The sequence below is a fragment of the Colwellia chukchiensis genome (genome assembly GCF_002104455.1).
Lineage (GTDB): Bacteria > Pseudomonadota > Gammaproteobacteria > Enterobacterales > Alteromonadaceae > Cognaticolwellia > Cognaticolwellia chukchiensis.
In genome coordinates, this window is sequence record NZ_NBOC01000008.1 from 50749 (window position 1) to 68270 (window position 17522).

Consider the following 17522-nt stretch of genomic DNA (forward strand, 5'->3'; position numbering starts at 1 on the left):
ATTTTGAGGGAAAGCATATGCTTTTTAATGATTCGTTAATCACAGACTGCCCTATTCGTCAAAAGATTCGTGACTTCTATCGTATCGATGAAAATGTCGCGGTTGATCATATTCTTCCACTTGCAGAAGTAAATGTTAGTGCCCGTAGTCGAGCCTGGGAACGGGCGCGTAAAATGGTGTTAAAAATTCGCCAAGACCAGTCGGGTAACGGTGCCATTGATGCCTTATTAAATGAGTATTCACTATCAAGTGAAGAAGGTGTGGTATTAATGTGTTTAGCGGAAGCTTTGTTACGCGTACCTGATAAAGACACACAAGACGCCTTAATTCGTGACAAAATCTCGCAAGGTCAGTGGAGTAGCCACTTAGGCAGCAGCGAGTCACTCTTTGTTAACGCCTCGTCATGGGGTTTGTTAATCACGGGTGCTATGGTCAATTATGCAGATAGACGCAAACAAGACAGCTTTGGTTTGTTGAAAAAAACTATTGGTCGACTAGGCGAGCCGGTTATTCGTAAAGCCATGAACTATGCCATGAAAATCATGGGTAAACAGTTTGTGATGGGTGAAACGATCACAGCAGCAACGGAACGTGCCGCAGAGAAAGAGCAAAAAGGCTATGTTTATTCATATGACATGCTCGGTGAAGGCGCTCGTACCATGGCAGATGCCGAACGCTATTTAAAAGCCTACCAAGATGCGATTGAAGTCATTGGTCAAGTGGCGCAAGCAACGGGCAAAAATGACCCGCGCAAAGTACCGGGTATTTCAGTGAAACTGTCGGCAATCCACCCACGTTACGAATTCACCCATAAAGCACGGGTCATGGCAGAAATTGTCCCTAAACTTAAAGCGCTATGCTTACAGGCAAAAAGTTACAATATTGGCTTAACCGTAGACGCTGAAGAGTCAGAGCGTTTAGATATTTCGCTTGATATTATTGAAGCCGTATTTAGCGACAACGAATTAGGAAGCTGGGATGGTTTTGGTATTGCCCTACAGGCTTATCAAAAGCGCGCTATTTTTGTTGTTGACTGGCTACGCGAGTTAACCTTGCGCGTTAACCGTAAAATGATGGTACGTTTAGTTAAAGGCGCTTACTGGGATACTGAAATTAAAAATGCGCAAAAAGATGGCCATTCACACTTCCCGGTATTTACCCGTAAGTCGTCAACAGACGTTTCTTATCACGCCTGTGCCAACAAACTTTTAGAATACCGTGATTCCATCTACCCACAGTTTGCTACCCATAATGCCTATACTGCCGCCACTATCGTGGAATTAGCTGGCGATGACAAAGAAGGTTTTGAGTTCCAATGCTTGCACGGCATGGGTGACTCGTTATACGACCAAATCGTCGCAGGTGAACAAATTCAATGCCGCATTTATGCGCCGGTAGGTCATCACGAAGACTTATTAGCCTATTTAGTACGACGTTTATTAGAAAATGGCGCTAACTCATCATTCGTTAACGCTATTGTTGATGAGTCACAGCCGGTTGAATCTTTATTGGGCGATCCGGTGGAAAAAACCCAACGCTTAAAAGACAAATATAACACTCAAATTGTTAAACCTATTGCCTTATATCATGAGGAAATGGGCAGTGCTCGTGATAACTCTAAGGGCTTAGACCTTACCGATATTAATGTTATTACGCCGTTAAAAGCCTCGTTAGATAGTTGGTTTGAGTCACACCTGATTAGCGCAAGCGACGTACCTGAAGGTGCATTTGCCGTTAAAAACCCTGCTAATCACAGTGAAATTATTGGTTATCACCATCATCACAGCAAAGATGACATGCTTGCCATGATAGACGTGGCTGAAGCAACCTTTGCTACTTGGTCAACTACGCCTGTTGCTGAGCGCGCGGCATTACTGTGCCGCGTAGCTGATATCCTTGAGCGTCATACCGACGAGCTAATCGCCTTGTGTATTAAAGAAGCAGGTAAAGTGACACAAGATGGTATCGACGAAGTCAGAGAAGCGGTAGATTTTTGTCGTTACTATGCCAACCGTGCCATTGATATTGCTGCCGATGAACGCTTAGAAGCACGGGGTGTAGTGCTATGTATTAGCCCGTGGAACTTCCCGTTAGCCATCTTTTTAGGCCAAGTTGCTGCCGCCATAGCAACCGGTAACACTGTGTTAGCAAAACCGGCTGAGCAAACCAGCTTAATTGCCTTGCGCACCATAGAGCTAATGAAATCCGTTGGCTTGCCAGAAGGTGTTGTGCAAGCGGTGATTGCTCGTGGCAGCCAAGTAGGCAGTGTTATTATTCCAGATGAGCGCATTCAAACCGTGATGTTTACTGGCTCAACAGAAACTGGCACAGTTATTTCGCAAACCTTGGCGGCGCGTGGTGGTGATCAAGTACCATTAATCGCGGAAACCGGTGGTCAAAACTGTATGATAGTTGACTCAACCGCATTGCCTGAGCAAGTGGTTGATGATGTGATCTCATCTGGCTTTCAGTCTGCTGGCCAGCGTTGTTCAGCCTTGCGCGTGCTATTTTTACAAGAAGATATTGCCGATACCGTCATTACTATGCTTAAGGGCGCGTTGGCCGAATTGCACGTCGGTAACCCTGAATATTTAAGTACCGATATCGGACCTGTGATCGATTCAAAAGCGCTGGCGGCACTAAATGCTCACAGTGACTATATGAAAAAGCATGGTAAGTTATTGTACCAATGCCAACTCGGTGCTGAAGTTAAAGACAATGAACATTACTTTTTTGCGCCACGTTTGTACGAAATTAGCGACATTAGCGTGTTAAAACAAGAGGTTTTCGGCCCTTGTGTACATGTGGTGCGTTTCAAGGGTAATGATATTGAAGCTATTATTGATCAAATCAATGGCACTGGCTTTGGTTTAACTATGGGGATTCATACCCGTATTGAACACCGTGCATTCGAATTAGCGAAATTATCTCGTGCAGGTAACGTTTATATTAACCGCAATATGATTGGCGCTATTGTTGGTGTACAACCCTTTGGTGGTCGCGGCCTATCTGGCACTGGCCCTAAAGCAGGTGGCCCTAACTACCTTAGCCGTTTGGTGATTGAAAAAGCCACACCCGATCCAGAGGAGTTTAACCTACTGCCTTGGCAAGTTGACGCATTGGACGGCGACCAAACTTCAGAAAAAGAAGCTAACTTGATCATGGAGAAAGCCAACGCCGCCGAAAAAGGTTGGCGCTTAACGGAATTAAATACGCGTATTTCATGTGTGCGCCAATTGTTAGCAAAAATCGCCCATGTTGAAATAGTTGATGACTTGGCAGACGATTTAAACCGCTCATTAAAGGCAGCACGCTCACAATTAATTAATATTGAAAAGCACCTGAAAAAGCCAACATTTTTGCCAGGACCAACGGGTGAGTCAAATGTGCTGTATTTAGAGAACCGCGGTAATATCATTTGTTTTGCCGATAAAAACGTTAGCTTTCACTTTTGGTTATTATCAATTGTTACCGCATTGGCAACCGGTAATACCGTCATCGCGGTAGTTTCTGATCTATATTACGACGAAGCTATTGCCTTTCGGGATAAGTTTATAGCCATCGGCGAAGGTGAAAACGTCTTCCAAGTGGCAAGACTTCGCCACTTAACCACTATGCTAGCGCACCCTGCGTTATCAGGCATAGTGGTCGACAGTAACTGTGATCGCAAACACTTTTTCAGTGAAAAGCTTGCTGAGCGTCAAGGGGCAATATTACCTGTGATCAGCTCCGAGTATTTTGATAACTTAATACAGCGTTTGTTAACCGAAAAAACCATCAGTATTGATACTACCGCCTCTGGTGGTAATACCTCTCTGATGACTTTGGTTGAAGAAGATTAATCAGGCAAGTTAGCTTAATGAATATAAGTTAAGAAAACTTAGCCGTAACATAAAAACGGGCACTTTTTAGTTGCCCGTTTTTTTATTGCCAATCATTGTTAGCCGCAGCGTTAAGCGCCACAACGAACTATAGGCAAGCGTCAATCAAATTGCTAAGCTGCTGCACTGTGAATACACAAGTAAAATAAAGCCAATAAGGTTGCGCAGTGTTAAAATCTCCGCTATTAGTACTAGCCATTTTGATAACTCCTGCTTGTGTAGTGTTGCCTGAAGTCAAGGAAAACCAGCATTACCAATGCGGCTTATCTAGCGATAAGAAAACCCTAAAAGTCGTCAACTTAATGGCGGGTGATACCAGCTTTTATCAATGGCATGATGAACTTTTATCGCTCATTACCCTGCCAAGCACTGCCGTTATCTCAAGTACTTATGTCGCGGTTAACAATATTTATCATTTGGGTGAGAAAGTCATAAAGTGTGGTTCTTGAAGCCTTGCCGCTAGCTGACTACTCGCTGTTAGCTGACTAAATACCGTTAATAATTACATCAATGCTAGAAAGGCCTTGTCTGATTAAACCTCATATTTATGGCTTTGCATTTAGTATCCAAATCAACCCGCACACGGCCGGTTAAAAAAACACTTGTTGACGCTAATAACCATCGCCACTATGTAAAATTGGCCATCAACAAAGCATTAGCAACTACTGTCTTGTCTTCGCTGCCTAGGTTACCTGTTGGCCCCAAAACACACCTTTAAACTTAAAATAACCTTTTGAAAATAAACCTTAACTATTTAGAGCCAATCGTTTAGCCCACACGGCGTACCAAAGCCCTGACAGATGTTAATTAATCCAAGGGTTATACCTATTTTTAAAGCTTAAGTAACTAGCAGAAACTGCCTAGTCTGACTGTAAGCAGAGGTTGATTGGGTTGATTTCCACTTAAAAGCCTACTCTAACACTGAAATAAACAACATGTTGCCAAATCGGATACACAAAGGCGCTTAATGACATTGCAATAATCAAGCGCCTTTTAACTCATCGAATTAACGTATCTGTCGATTTAAGTACAGAACTTAACCTGCTGATTTTGACTATTAAACACGACAAGCTAACGCCTTTTAATTTGACATCATAGGATAGTCTGAGTTTATTCTAACCGTCCCTTGAAGTCGTTTCCGAGTTGACTGTTCACATGCCAGATCAAAATCCAGCGCAAGTTTTATCAAATTCATTTCGCTATCAAACTCTATTTGATAAATTTCAAAGTCACTGAAGCTTTCATTACAACCTTTCGCTTGACCACCAAAGTCTAAACCAGCCACAGCGTCGTCCTGAAATGGGTATCGTGTAGCCCCTTCATATCTGCCAATTTTTAACGTTTCTCCTGCTGGTGCTGCAACGTCTAAGCTCCATGAGTCAAGCCCGTGGTAATCTATAGAAATAAATGACTGTGACTTTTCAGCTTCGTCATAGGGTTTGGTTTTAAGAATAAACTCACCATCTTTTTCATTCAGTGGCCAGGTCTGCCCTTGTGCTACATAACTTTCCTCTGTGCCAATAATTAACATGTAGGAAGCATTGATATCTAGGTATCTAAGCGGTGATTTAACTATGGCACGATTTCCTAACTCGTTAGTAACGGTAAGTTGTAAATCAATATCTTGGGTTACATCTGCGCCTATTTCAATAGCTGTTTCTAACTCATTTGGCGTGTCAAAAGTAACGTTGATGTTATCCGGTGCCTGCCACAAAAATCTAGGCTCTGTGCCTTTATTCAATTCACTTTGTGAAGCGGATAAGATTGGGGCGCTAAGTTCTGAGAAATAGCCTTGTGACATTGAAATGACAGGAACTATATTATCTGATATTAAAATATCAGTTGAAAGATAGCTCGCACTTACACCTGTTTGCGAGGTAAGAGTGGGTAAACTCAAACTATATGCGCTGCCCGCTTGGAGAAAATCATCTGGGGTTACCGTCACTTTTGTCGCAAGGAATTCTGTCGAGCCTGTTACACGGTTACCATTAACATTGTTTTCGTAAAAAATGGCTTGACCCTCAACCGAGCTAATGGGTTGAGATAATACTAATGTAAAGGAGTCCATTACTTCATAGTTATATTTTGGCGAACTTATCCCTAGCAAGCGAAGCTCATTTTCTACATAATTATTAATATAAATATTGTCAAGGGCAGATAAGCGATAGGCGGCGCTTCCGTTTCGGTTTGCTGCATTCAGTGCAATTACCCCTTGCTCTATATCAACAACCCGGAAGACATCTCCTCGACTATGCGACTCAACCGTTTCAATAAATAAAACGTCCTCACTATTTTCCAAATTAGTAATTTTAATTTGGCCTGCAATTGGAAATGAGCCAAATGGAGCAATTATAGGTGAAATATAATCCACTGAATACGCCCCCGTATCAGCCGTTTGCTCAATATTGACTGACATTTGCAACTGCAACTGGCCTGTTTGATAGTTTTCACGTTTTTCTGTATTTAAGTTAGTTAAGCGTAAAGGTTGCTCATTTGGCGCCCAAAATTCCAACGCATCAGCACTCAAGTTAGTTATGATTTTCAGTTCAGATTGTGAGCGCACTGCGGAAAAATCACCGGTGATCGTCAATACCTCTGTTTGATAAAAACTGTCAACATCAATGTTCAAGCCTGCTAGCATCACTTTTAACTCACTTGGCTGCTCGGCTGCTGATAATTGTTCAATATTTATCACCAGTTGACCGTCTAACAGTGTATCCATGGAGTCAAAAGAGCAAGATTGAAAGTCAACTTGGATTACATCTCCGACGGAAACAAGTAAGTCTGTGTTATTATCATAAAAATCGAGCGTATAATTGCCTTCCGTTTGGCACGCTTTTGTCTGACTGGTTGGAGTGTTAACTACCTGTTCAACTAAGTTAAAGCTAATATCAGCCAGATTTATTGATTGATTTTGCGTCAGTAAAACATGCTCCGCAACCACTCTTTGATCATGGTTGATATAATACTGATAATTGATAACAATATCCTGCTCAAACGATAACTCTTCACCTTGGTAATAGCCGGTAACTTGTAAAGTGACTATTGTATCTTCAGATATATTTGTAGGTACATGGCTACAGCTATTATGCGGTGAACTCGTCCATGTCATTCGATCATAAGACCAAAGACAAGAGTACTCACTATCAGCCTTGTTGGTGGTGACAATAACATCTATCGGTTGCCACGAATAAACCGAATCGGGCCCAGAGGCAGTTAAAATAAAGAGCTCTTCTTGTGGCGGTTCTTGTGGTTTTTCTTCAACACTAGTGTCACTGCCACCACCGCCGCAGGCAGTTAGCAAAGTTAAAACGGCTAAACCAAGGGTATACTTTAAAAAACTGAATTTGAATCGCATTGTTACTCCATTATTATTCTAATTTTAAGGTTTATAAACCAAATAATAGCGCCAAACCCTAATTGAATTGCTAGCTAATCCCACAGCTAGGGTTACTCCAATCGCTTTATGACTAAACTATGCCATTATGCTTAAAATCGCGCAATAAAATCGCATATTCCCTCGTATGAAAAGCATCAGCTAAGCTTTCATATTGAGTTAGCCACACAGAGTTCTAGAGGTAAGCGTATAACGGAAATAGAAAAAAGCTTGATTAACCATAAAGTTAATCAAGCTTTTATAGGAAGTAGTGAGTTGACCTATAAGCCGGGTTTTGTATCTCTTTCGAAGAAAAAGTGACAATCATTCGTCTAGGCTATAAATCGCTCTATAGCTCAAGCAACCTACCCGGTTTCAACGCGAGCCACGCCATATGAAACCCTATTTGGTCTTGCTCCGGGTGGAGTTTACCCTGCAATTACTGTTACCAGCAATCCGGTGCGCTCTTACCGCACCCTTTCAGCCTTACCTGTGAAGTTCCTAAGAACAACCATCGGCGGTCTTCTCTCTGCTGCACTTGTCGTGGGCTCGCGCCCCCCAGGCGTTACCTGGCACCCTGCTCATTGGAGCCCGGACTTTCCTCCCCTTTAGCTCGCTGGTGCTTATAAAAATAAACATCATTAAGATAAAGCAGCGATTGTCTGGTCAACTCGAGGCGCATTCTACGTGATATTAAGCAACTTGGAAAGCGACACATTAAACATAGTGTTCACCGCTAGCTTTCTTTCATCGCTAAGGCGTATTCATACAGTGCATTTTTCTTAACGCCATGAATTTCTGCGGCAATGGCACACGCTTTTTTCGGTTTCATTTCAGCTAATAATAGCTTTAATGTCGCCACCACATGGGCTGGAATAGCCGTTGGGTCAACCTTATTACCTTCAATGATCAAAACCATTTCACCTTTTAGCTGATTCGGATCTTGTTGCAGCCAAGCCAATAAGTTCTCTGCCGTGTCTGAGTGTACAGTTTCAAAGGTTTTAGTTAGCTCCCGCGCCATGACGACATAACGCTCACCGCCTAGAGTTTTAACAATATCTTCAACCGTATCAATAGCGCGGCGCGGCGCATCATAGAACACCATAGTACGAGTTTCATAAGCTAGTTCAGTTAAAGTTGCCTGCCTAGCGCCAGATTTTGACGGTAAAAAGCCCTCAAAAGTAAACCTGTCCGTGGGCAAGCCGGCAACAGACAGCGCAGCGATAGCCGCACACGCACCTGGAATAGGTGATACATTCAAACTTTGTTGGCGACAATGGCGTACCAGATGAAAGCCTGGATCACTGATCAATGGCGTGCCAGCATCCGATACCAAGGCAACACTTTTCCCCTCTTTTAATAAAGCCGCAATTTGCTCTTGGCGCTGACGCTCGTTATGATCATGCATAGACAGTGTTTTATTTTTAATGGCAAATGCTGATAACAAACGTTGGGTATGTCGCGTATTTTCACAGGCAATGACATCTACCTGCGCTAATATATCGCGTGCACGTTGACTAATATCAGCTAAGTTACCAATTGGGGTAGCAACAATATATAAGGTGCTCGGCTGCACTTGAGATTCCGACATAATAAAATACTTGTGTTGAGACTAAAGTGGATGGAGTTTATTATAAAGCACTATTAAAAAGTATGGATTTATTAACTTTGACACTCAGTAAATGGTTTTCAGCGCATAAAAGTGCTTTTTTCGTGTGGACAACTGTCATACTGCTGGCAAGTTGTTCAACCACAAAATCCGACAAAGTCGTGGTGCCAACGCAACAGCAAACAGACACATTCACTGTTGTTGAAAGCGATTTGACTGCTGAACAATTGATTGCGCAAGCGCAGCTAGATTTAGCTGCCAATAATAGCTCGGCAGCACTGAGCGCGTTACTCAAGGCTAGCGCGTTATTTATTGAGCAAAGCAACCCCCATAAAGCATTGTGGCTTGCCCAGCAATTAAAGCCGTTAGCCCTAACAGCGAACCAAGGATATCAACTAAATATTATTGCGGCGAAAAGCTTATTGGTACTAGAAAAGCTCCCTCTAGCCTTGCAAGCGCTAGCGCAGGCTGAACAGCTGGTAGAAAACAAACAACAACGACACAGCTTTGCTTATTATCAAACCTTAGCGAGCGTACAAACTCAGCGCAACTTAGCCATTGCCGCGCTTGATGCCAGCCTACGCGCCTTTGACCTAAATCCAGCAGCTAGTGATAGCGATATTGAACAACTTTGGCAGCAGCTAAGTCGATTAGCACCATGGCAACAGCAGCAATTAGCAAAAATGGCCGCACCCAATGTTAATGGTTGGAGTCAACTATTAACTCTGGCCAATAAATTCGGTCATGACGAGGCAAGGTTTAAGCGCTATTTAAAGCAGTGGCAACGAAAGTTTAGCAGTCATCCAGCACAAGTAGTGGTTAATAATTTATTGCAGCAGCCACCTATGTTCAGCAACCAACATCATAATATTGCCGTTATTATTCCGCTTACCGGCAAGCAAGAGCGCGCAGGTAAAGTTGCCCAACAAGGCATACTGGCAGCGTATCAGAACGACAGTGACAAAACCTTGCACTTTATTGATGCCACCACCACAGATATGGCGACATTAAACGCCACGTTTGCTAAGTTAAATATCGACTATGTTATAGGTCCCTTACTGAAAGAAAATGTCAATCGCTACTTGGCACAAACTGAGTTGAGCATACCAACGCTATTGCTGAACTTACCAAGCAATCAGCGCCTGCAACCACATCAAGTTGCCTTATCCATGCGCCCTGAAGACGAAGCTATACAAGCTGCTACCACCTTGAGCCGACAAAAGTATCAACAGCCATTGATTTTAAGCCAGCAAGATAGTGCCAGTCGGCGCATTGCTAACACTTTTAGTCAGCAATGGCAGCATATCAGCGCTCAAACGCCAGAAATTGTCTACTTTTCAAACGATGCAAAAATGCAGCAACAAATCAAGGCAGGATTAGGCGTTGACGCAAGCGAACAACGCACAAAAGAGCTGAACCGACACATCAAGTATTCCATTAAAAGTGAATTTCGTAATCGTCGCGATATTGATATGATTTATGTGGTGGGCTTACCGCTAGAAACCAAGCTATTAAAGCCTTACATTGACGTTAATATCAGCCCATTTGCTGATCTCATACCTGTTTATGCTAGCTCTCGCAGTCATAGTACTCAAATTGATAAAAGCGATAATCGAGATTTATCAGGGTTAATTTTTACAGAAATGCCATGGCAACTCGACAGTAAGTTGCAAAATAAAGCACTACTCGCACAGGCCAAAAAGCTTTGGCCAAACCGCAGTAGCAGCTTACAAACTATTTTTGCGATGGGCTTTGACAGCTTAGCTTTAGTCGACAAAATTTCTGCCATGCAAGATAGAATTTATGTTCGTCACTATGGTCAAACGGGTATCTTACAGCTAGGTGAAGATAATATTTTAACTCGCAGCTTAATTTGGGGCAGATACAGTCGCAGCAAGGTACAAGAAATTGCCTTGGACTAATAAAGCCTCTACTGTCGCTATGGGTAAAAATAGTGAACAATTGGCCAGCCAATATTTACAGCAGCACGGCTTGAGTTTGCAAAGCTGCAACTTTCAAAATCGAGCCGGTGAGATCGATCTCATTATGACCCAAGGGACAACTTGGGTGTTTGTAGAAGTAAAATATCGCAAAAATAACCACTTTGGCGGTGCTATTGCCGCTGTTTCGCTAAAAAAACAACAAAAGATTAAGCAATGTGCTGCTTTTTACCTGCAACAAATGGGATTAAATGAATATAATACCCCTTGCCGGTTCGATGTTGTTGCCATGCAAGGTGATATCAACGCACCAGTAATTACATGGCTTAAAAATGCCTTTTAAACCATGTCATAGAAAAATGAAACCACGGAGTTAATTCCATTATGTTAGAACGGATAAAAAGTAATTTTACCGAAAGCATTCAAACAAAAATTGCCGCAAGCGAGTTATTGGCAGCGCCCATAGAGCAAGCTGGCATGGCAATGGTGCAAAGCCTGTTAGCGGGTAATAAAATACTCAGCTGCGGTAATGGTGGCTCTGCGGGTGATGCGCAACACTTTTCAGCGGAATTGTTAAACCGTTACGAAACCGAGCGCCCGCCACTACCGGCCATTGCCTTAACCACAGACAGTTCAACATTAACCTCGATTGGTAATGACTATCATTTTGATGAGATTTTTTCAAAACAAGTTCGAGCGCTAGGCAATAATGGTGATATTTTACTGGCAATTTCCACCAGCGGAAACTCACGCAACGTTATTAAAGCCATTGAAACGGCCGTATCGCGTGATATGCCGATTATTGCCTTAACCGGCGGAGACGGCGGCGATATTGCTGGCTTACTGGGTGAAAATGATGTTGAAATTCGCGTGCCTTCGAGCCGCACAGCACGCATACAGGAAGTACATTTAGTGGTCATTCATTGTTTGTGTGACATTATTGATACTACTTTGTTTCCGCAGTCTGAGGCTTAATATGGCTATTCGGGTTATTTTCTCTGCCATACTGCTCAGCTTACTGCTACAAGGTTGCGCCGCGGTGGCGGTTGTTGGCGTCGTCGGCGGCGCCAGTATCGCAACCGATAACCGCTCTTTAGGCAACCTTATCGACGATCAAAAAATTGAAATTGATGCCAAAGCTAAGCTGTCTAAAAGCAAAGGATTATCTAGCAATACAAACTTACAAGTTGTAAGCGTAAATGGTAGTGTTTTAGTCGTCGGACAAGCACCTAATAGCTACTTGCGTGATCAAGCCATTAAGGCGCTCAATGAAGTTCGTGGTATTAAGCAACTGCACAACCAAATACGCATTAGCAATAAGGTTGCAATCACGACCAAAGCCAATGATGTTTGGCTAACCTCTAAGGTAAAAACCGCCCTTTTTGGTACAGATAAACTTGACGCTACTAACATCAAAGTTGTCACCGAAAATGCCGAAGTTTTTTTAATGGGTTTAATTAGCCAAGCAGAAGCTGAGTTAGCTGTGGATATTGCTCGTAATATCGGTGGCGTTAACCGCGTCTTTAAAGTTTTTGAATATATTGAATAACCTAAGCGTTACTTTTTAAAGGAGCGGCTGCTAGCGTAATTGTTTTGCTCTATATGGCCGCTCTTGACTCATTAAGCGAACAGTGACCTTCTCGTCCTGAACATCACCGCTGCTTCACATCCAAGTGATCGCGGCATACCCTTCGTCCTGAACATCGCCGCTACTTCACATCCATGTGGCCGCGGCATACCGTTCGTCCTGAACATCGCCGCTACTTCACATCCATGTGGCCGCGGCATACCGTTCGTCCTGAACATAAAAAAGCAAACCCACAGGTTTGCTTTTGAATTTATGCTGCATTATTTACCGCGTAAAAATAACTTCAGCTTGGCCATTACCTTCGCTTGCTTACAAGTCATAACGGCTTTGATACTACCCCTGAATAAGGTTACCTATCACTTGCTGATCATTTTCTTTTAGTTCACCTTGTAGCCATTGCAATGCTTGTTGCCACTCAAGCTCTAAACCAGAAAATATACGGCTATTCAACTTGTCATGCCGTCGAGTTTGTTGAATATTATCCACTAGCGTTTTGCTTTGCTCTGAATAGTAAACAAAGGCAATAGCTTTTAGACCTTGATAAGAACCCAAAGTTAATTGCGCTTCATAACTGTAACTATAGTCATTGACTCGATTAATCAGCATGCCAAAATCACCAAAAATATGTGCTTTAAAAAACGCATCACATTCTTCTATCATTTCTAATGACAATTCAACTCCTTCATCAATTGTCACCTCAACGATATTTTCACTTAGCAGTGTAAAGTAACCAAAACTTAACCTATGTTTCATTACGCTCCTTGAGTAATTTATAGTTTATTTATAGGAAGTTACTGGATCTTTCCCTGTAGTTGCCCCCATCCTTAGGTGTTATTGCTAACGATAATTTTACTTAGCACGCTTGCTTTATTTGGCCATCCTGTTGCTTGCACTACTCATTAACCATAGTGCTGCAAACGCAGTTATACAAACGCTTTAACAACAAATTAAATGCCTTAATAGCTTAACAATTGAATTTGCTAAAAATCTAATTACCAAATAACTTTTCAAACCAAGATTTTGTTTTTTCAGTTTTTGGCGCTTGTTGACAATGACGCTGATAAGTTAGGCCAGTTATCACCGCAGGTAAAAACAACGAGTCCGCACAAGCTTGCGCAACCGCTTGCCCACTTTTACCATCAAAATGCACAAAATCCACATTGCTAGGCACGGGAGTTTGCCGATTAACAGTACCAAGGCTTTGCATAAAGTCAGCAAACAAAATAAGCGCACCACTACTACCGGTGAGTTTGGTAGGCTTATTATCATCGCGACCAAGCCAAGTGGTCACTATATGTTTAGCGTCGTATCCAACAAACCAACTATCTCTTTGATCATTACTGGTGCCGGTTTTTCCAGCCACATAATCACCTTGCAAGCGCCATGTTAACGAACGAGCAGTACCTTCAGTCGCAACCTTATGCAGGGCATAGTCGAGTAAATACGCTGCTTGACTGGAAATAATCTGCGCTTTTTGAGGCTGGAACTGCCACAAGGTCACACCGCTAGCACTGACAATGCGCTCAATGGCATGAGACTTTTCTGCCACGCCCTGGTTGGCGATGGCCATATAAAGTTGATGAATCTCCATCGCTGACATGTTTAGCGCTCCTAACAACATCGACGGTCGCGTAACAATGTCTGCTTGATAACCCAATAAATGAATGGCTTTCGCCACGTTATCTAAGCCCAGTTGCATGCCTAAATTTACCGTTGGCACGTTCAAACTCAACACCAAGGCATCTATTAAAGTCACTTGGCCTCGGAATTTTCCGTCATAGTTCTTGGGTCGCCACAGGGTACCATCACCACTTGACAAACTAATGGCTTTGTCATCAATTTTAGTTGCGAAGTTAAAACGCTGATAACGCTCTAACGCGGCAAGAAATACCGCAGGTTTTATTAGAGAGCCAACCGGTCGCTTAGCATGTAAGGCGCGGTTAAAGCCGGCATAACCCGCTTCTTTGCCGCCAACAAGCGCACTCACAACCCCTGATTTCACCTCAGATACCACCATGGCAACTTGTAAATCAGCACCCGACTGTTGTGCTAAATCAGGCAATTTTTTTGCAATACTCAATTGCAGGGCTAATTGCTGGTTAATATCAAAACCGGTAAAGACTCTGACCCCGGATTGTTGTTGATACGCTGATAAATGCTCGGCTAATTCCGACTTTACCAGCTGCATATAAGCAGGAAATTGCTCTTTTGTTAAGCGACGATGCTTTCTAACCGACAGCGGTGACTCTAACGCTTGTTCAAATTCATGCTGCGATATAATCTCTTGTTGATACATCAAGCGTAACACCAGATCACGGCGCGTTATAGTTCGCTCTGGGTAACGCCAAGGATCATAGTAACTAGGTCCCTTTACTTGGCCAATGATCATCGCCATTTGTTCGACATTTAACGACTGAATTGACTTACCAAAATAAAAGTCCGCTGCTAGCCCAAAACCATAAATACCATTGGCATAGTGCTGACCTAAATACACCTCATTAACATAAGCTTCAAGCAACTGGTCTTTACTGTATCTATACTCTAAGATCAGCGCCATTAACGCCTCATTGACCTTACGCCACAAGGTTTTATCACGGGTTAAAAACATATTTTTAACCAGTTGCTGAGTTAAAGTACTGCCACCTTGTACCGTTCGGCCTGCTTTAAGGTTTTGATATAGCGCCCTTAATATACCCAAGGGTGAAACTCCATGATGAAAGTAAAAGTCTCTGTCCTCTACCAGTAATAATGTATCTAACAGTCTTTCTGGCACCATTTGTAACGACACCAGAACCCTGTCTTCTTTGCTTTCAGGTAAAATTCTATCTAGCAATAATGGTTCTAACTTTACCTCTGTAGCGCTATCTTGCGCCACAAAAATAGCGGTAATTTTATTCTGTTTAAGATCAATGGTTATTGGAGTTGCCGCTTCAATGCCTGCACCAAAGTCAAACGCGCGACGATAAATAATCGCGCGATTTTTTGACAAAGCGAATTCACCCGGCCGGTGCACTTGAGCGACTTTTTTATAGCGGTTTGCTAATAATGCCCGCTTCAAGTTAGCAAGCACTAACTTATCGCCTAACCGATATTCTTTAATAGCACCATAAACTTGTACGGGTACTTGCCAACGTTGTCCTTCAAATTTACTTCGTACTTTGCCATCGAGATAAATACTGTACAGCGCCAACACAAATACTAGAGCAATCGTTACTTTAATTAACAACCATACAGACCAGCGTAACCTCGACTTGACGCCTAAGGTGCGTGTACTGGTTGAGCTTTTTGACGAGTTTTTTTGATTCGAGTGCGCGCTTTTAGTCACTTTTGTAGCGTTCTTTTTTGCCGACATTTTTTCTTAATGTGCCTCTAAAACATGCATTTTTACGGGCCAGTTTTACTATAACCTGTTGATAGCCATTTGGCTTTAGCCAAGACGATAAATTAACTATTGCTTAACCAGCCATACAACCAATTTCAACAATGACCATAACAGCCAAAAGGCGTGCTGCACCGGCGCAAGGTTGCATAGCATAATGTATTTTATATCGTCTTAGCTACTATAATAAAACAGCAAACAGCATATCCCTAATGATAGTTAACCAAGACACTAGAACACACACACAGGGATAAATGAGCATAGTCGGCAAATTAGCGATATAATGCAGCGTTCAACACATCTTGATAATTAGCTTAGAGGGTCTATGTCTACCTTTAACATGCTGGCTGTGCTTGGCTCAACAGCGTCAGGCAAAACAAAATTAGCGGTTGAGTTAGCCAGAAGGTTAAATGGTGAAATTATTTCGGCGGACTCGCGTCAAGTGTATCGTGGCTTAGATATTGGCAGTGGTAAAGATCTTGAAGAATATCAAGAAATTCCACACCACTTAATTGATATTGTCGACCCTGGTTATGAGTATAACGTTTATCAATTCCAACAAGATGCCATCAGTGCTTATCAACGCATTAGCCAAAAAAATAAACTTGCTATTTTAGCGGGAGGCTCAGCGCTGTATGTTGATGCAATATTAAAAGGTTACCGATTAGTGGCTGTGCCCGAAAACACGCAATTACGCGCGAGCCTTGCAACCTTAAGCCACGATGCTTTAGTCGCGAAATTGCACACACTTAAACCTGTCCAGCATAACAGTACTGATCTTATCGATCGAGCGCGACTTGTGCGAGCAATTGAAATTGCACAAGGCGAACTCGCCGTCGATGACAGCACTGTTCAAATCCCTGAGTTTAAGCCGTTAATACTTGCCATCAAATGGCCCAGAGATCTTATTCGCCAACGCATCACACAGCGATTAAAAGCACGCATGGCACAAGGGCTAATTGCAGAGGTTGCTCAATTGCATGAGCAGGGGGTGAGCTGGCAAACGTTAGAGTTTTATGGCTTAGAGTACCGCTTTATTGCCCAACATTTACAAGGGCAGTTAACTAAAAATGACTGCTTTCAAAAGCTCAACGCCGCTATTCATCAGTTTTCTAAAAAGCAAGACACTTGGCTGCGTCGCTTAGAGCGCAATGGTAGCCATATTCACTGGTTAACCGGCGGTCAGAACACCACAGCACAAGCCATGAAAGTCATCGCAAGCTATAACCGATAATCTGCTTTAATTGCATAGAGGCGTTATTTTAATATTCACTATGGATATTTTTCGCCCTTGCGATAATGCGACTAAAATAAACAACTTAGGCTATCTTGTTGTTGCTATTGCGGCGCTTTCTTTTTAATAATGACTCGCATAATGTCACGCCAAGAAACAATGCCAACCGGCCTGTTTTCTTCATCCACAATAGGAATGCAGGTAATTTTGTGTTCATTAAACAATTTTACCGCATCAATAACACTGGCATGCTGACTTAACGAGATAGGATTACGCACCATAATTTGATGCGCTCGCTTATTCAGTGTTGCTAAGTCTTGATTGCTTGCGGCAAAATTATCAACATTTGGACTGATAGCTTTTAATAAGTCTCGATCGGCGATGACACCACACAGTTTTTCGTTCTCTACCACTAGCATATGGTGAAAACCTTTTGTCTCAAATATATCTTTGACTTTGCTTATCGCATCATCCATTGCCACCGTAAACAGGTTTTTACTCATTAACAAGCTTAT

At 42.6% G+C, this 17522-nt stretch carries 12 protein-coding genes and 1 other RNA gene; 7 read left to right on the top strand and 6 right to left on the bottom strand.

What is annotated here, in order from left to right; translation table 11 throughout:
* Positions 1-17 precede the first annotated feature (17 nt).
* A complete protein-coding gene (putA, locus tag B6K83_RS10470) occupies positions 18-3842 on the top strand; it encodes a bifunctional proline dehydrogenase/L-glutamate gamma-semialdehyde dehydrogenase PutA (protein WP_085284867.1) in 3825 nt (1274 codons plus the stop codon).
* 206 nt (positions 3843-4048) lie between these two features.
* Positions 4049-4330 carry a hypothetical protein gene (locus B6K83_RS10475; RefSeq protein WP_085284868.1) on the top strand — a complete coding sequence of 94 codons (282 nt, stop codon included), beginning with the start codon at positions 4049-4051 and terminating at the stop codon, positions 4328-4330.
* A gap of 632 nt (positions 4331-4962) precedes the next feature.
* On the opposite strand, the gene B6K83_RS10480 is transcribed toward B6K83_RS10475, so the two are convergent.
* The 3 genes from B6K83_RS10480 to rsmI all read right to left on the bottom strand — a co-directional run bounded on the left by B6K83_RS10480 (position 4963) and on the right by rsmI (position 8848).
* Positions 4963-7239 carry a hypothetical protein gene (locus B6K83_RS10480; protein ID WP_085284869.1) on the bottom strand — a complete coding sequence of 759 codons (2277 nt, stop codon included), beginning with the start codon at positions 7237-7239 and terminating at the stop codon, positions 4963-4965.
* Between the two features lie 286 nt (positions 7240-7525).
* Positions 7526-7931, bottom strand: an RNA gene (gene rnpB / locus B6K83_RS10485) — RNase P RNA component class A.
* Positions 7932-7993: 62 nt separating this feature from the next.
* A complete protein-coding gene (gene rsmI / locus B6K83_RS10490; RefSeq protein WP_085284870.1) occupies positions 7994-8848 on the bottom strand; it encodes a 16S rRNA (cytidine(1402)-2'-O)-methyltransferase in 855 nt (284 codons plus the stop codon).
* Between the two features lie 62 nt (positions 8849-8910).
* Here rsmI and B6K83_RS10495 point away from each other — a divergent pair, with 62 nt between their 5' ends.
* From B6K83_RS10495 to B6K83_RS10510, 4 genes are read left to right on the top strand one after another with little or no spacing between them, the layout of a single operon-like run.
* Entirely contained in the window at positions 8911-10788 is a 1878-nt protein-coding gene (locus tag B6K83_RS10495) for a penicillin-binding protein activator (RefSeq protein ID WP_085284871.1), read from the top strand.
* A complete protein-coding gene (locus tag B6K83_RS10500; protein WP_332888834.1) occupies positions 10775-11149 on the top strand; it encodes a YraN family protein in 375 nt (124 codons plus the stop codon). The genes B6K83_RS10495 and B6K83_RS10500 overlap by 14 nt, the downstream gene beginning before the upstream one ends.
* Positions 11150-11190: 41 nt before the next feature.
* The gene (locus B6K83_RS10505; protein WP_085284872.1) at positions 11191-11781 is read left to right on the top strand and encodes a phosphoheptose isomerase; all 591 of its coding nucleotides are present in this window, start codon (positions 11191-11193) and stop codon (positions 11779-11781) included.
* Between the two features lies 1 nt (position 11782).
* The gene (locus B6K83_RS10510; protein ID WP_085284873.1) at positions 11783-12355 is read left to right on the top strand and encodes a BON domain-containing protein; all 573 of its coding nucleotides are present in this window, start codon (positions 11783-11785) and stop codon (positions 12353-12355) included.
* A gap of 372 nt (positions 12356-12727) precedes the next feature.
* Here B6K83_RS10510 and B6K83_RS10515 read toward each other — a convergent pair whose 3' ends face one another.
* A complete protein-coding gene (locus B6K83_RS10515; protein WP_085284874.1) occupies positions 12728-13147 on the bottom strand; it encodes a hypothetical protein in 420 nt (139 codons plus the stop codon).
* Between the two features lie 235 nt (positions 13148-13382).
* Positions 13383-15746: a penicillin-binding protein 1B gene (gene mrcB / locus B6K83_RS10520; RefSeq protein WP_085284875.1), complete on the bottom strand. Its 2364-nt coding sequence runs from the start codon at positions 15744-15746 to the stop codon at positions 13383-13385.
* A 352-nt stretch (positions 15747-16098) separates the two neighbouring features.
* Between mrcB and miaA the strand changes: the two genes are divergently transcribed.
* Complete coding sequence (miaA, locus tag B6K83_RS10525; protein ID WP_085284876.1) at positions 16099-17007, top strand: tRNA (adenosine(37)-N6)-dimethylallyltransferase MiaA; 909 nt, start codon at positions 16099-16101, stop codon at positions 17005-17007.
* A gap of 104 nt (positions 17008-17111) precedes the next feature.
* Here the strand turns inward: miaA and B6K83_RS10530 are convergent, their stop codons facing one another.
* A complete protein-coding gene (locus B6K83_RS10530; protein WP_233143942.1) occupies positions 17112-17510 on the bottom strand; it encodes a CBS domain-containing protein in 399 nt (132 codons plus the stop codon).
* Between the last annotated feature and the right edge of the window lie 12 nt (positions 17511-17522).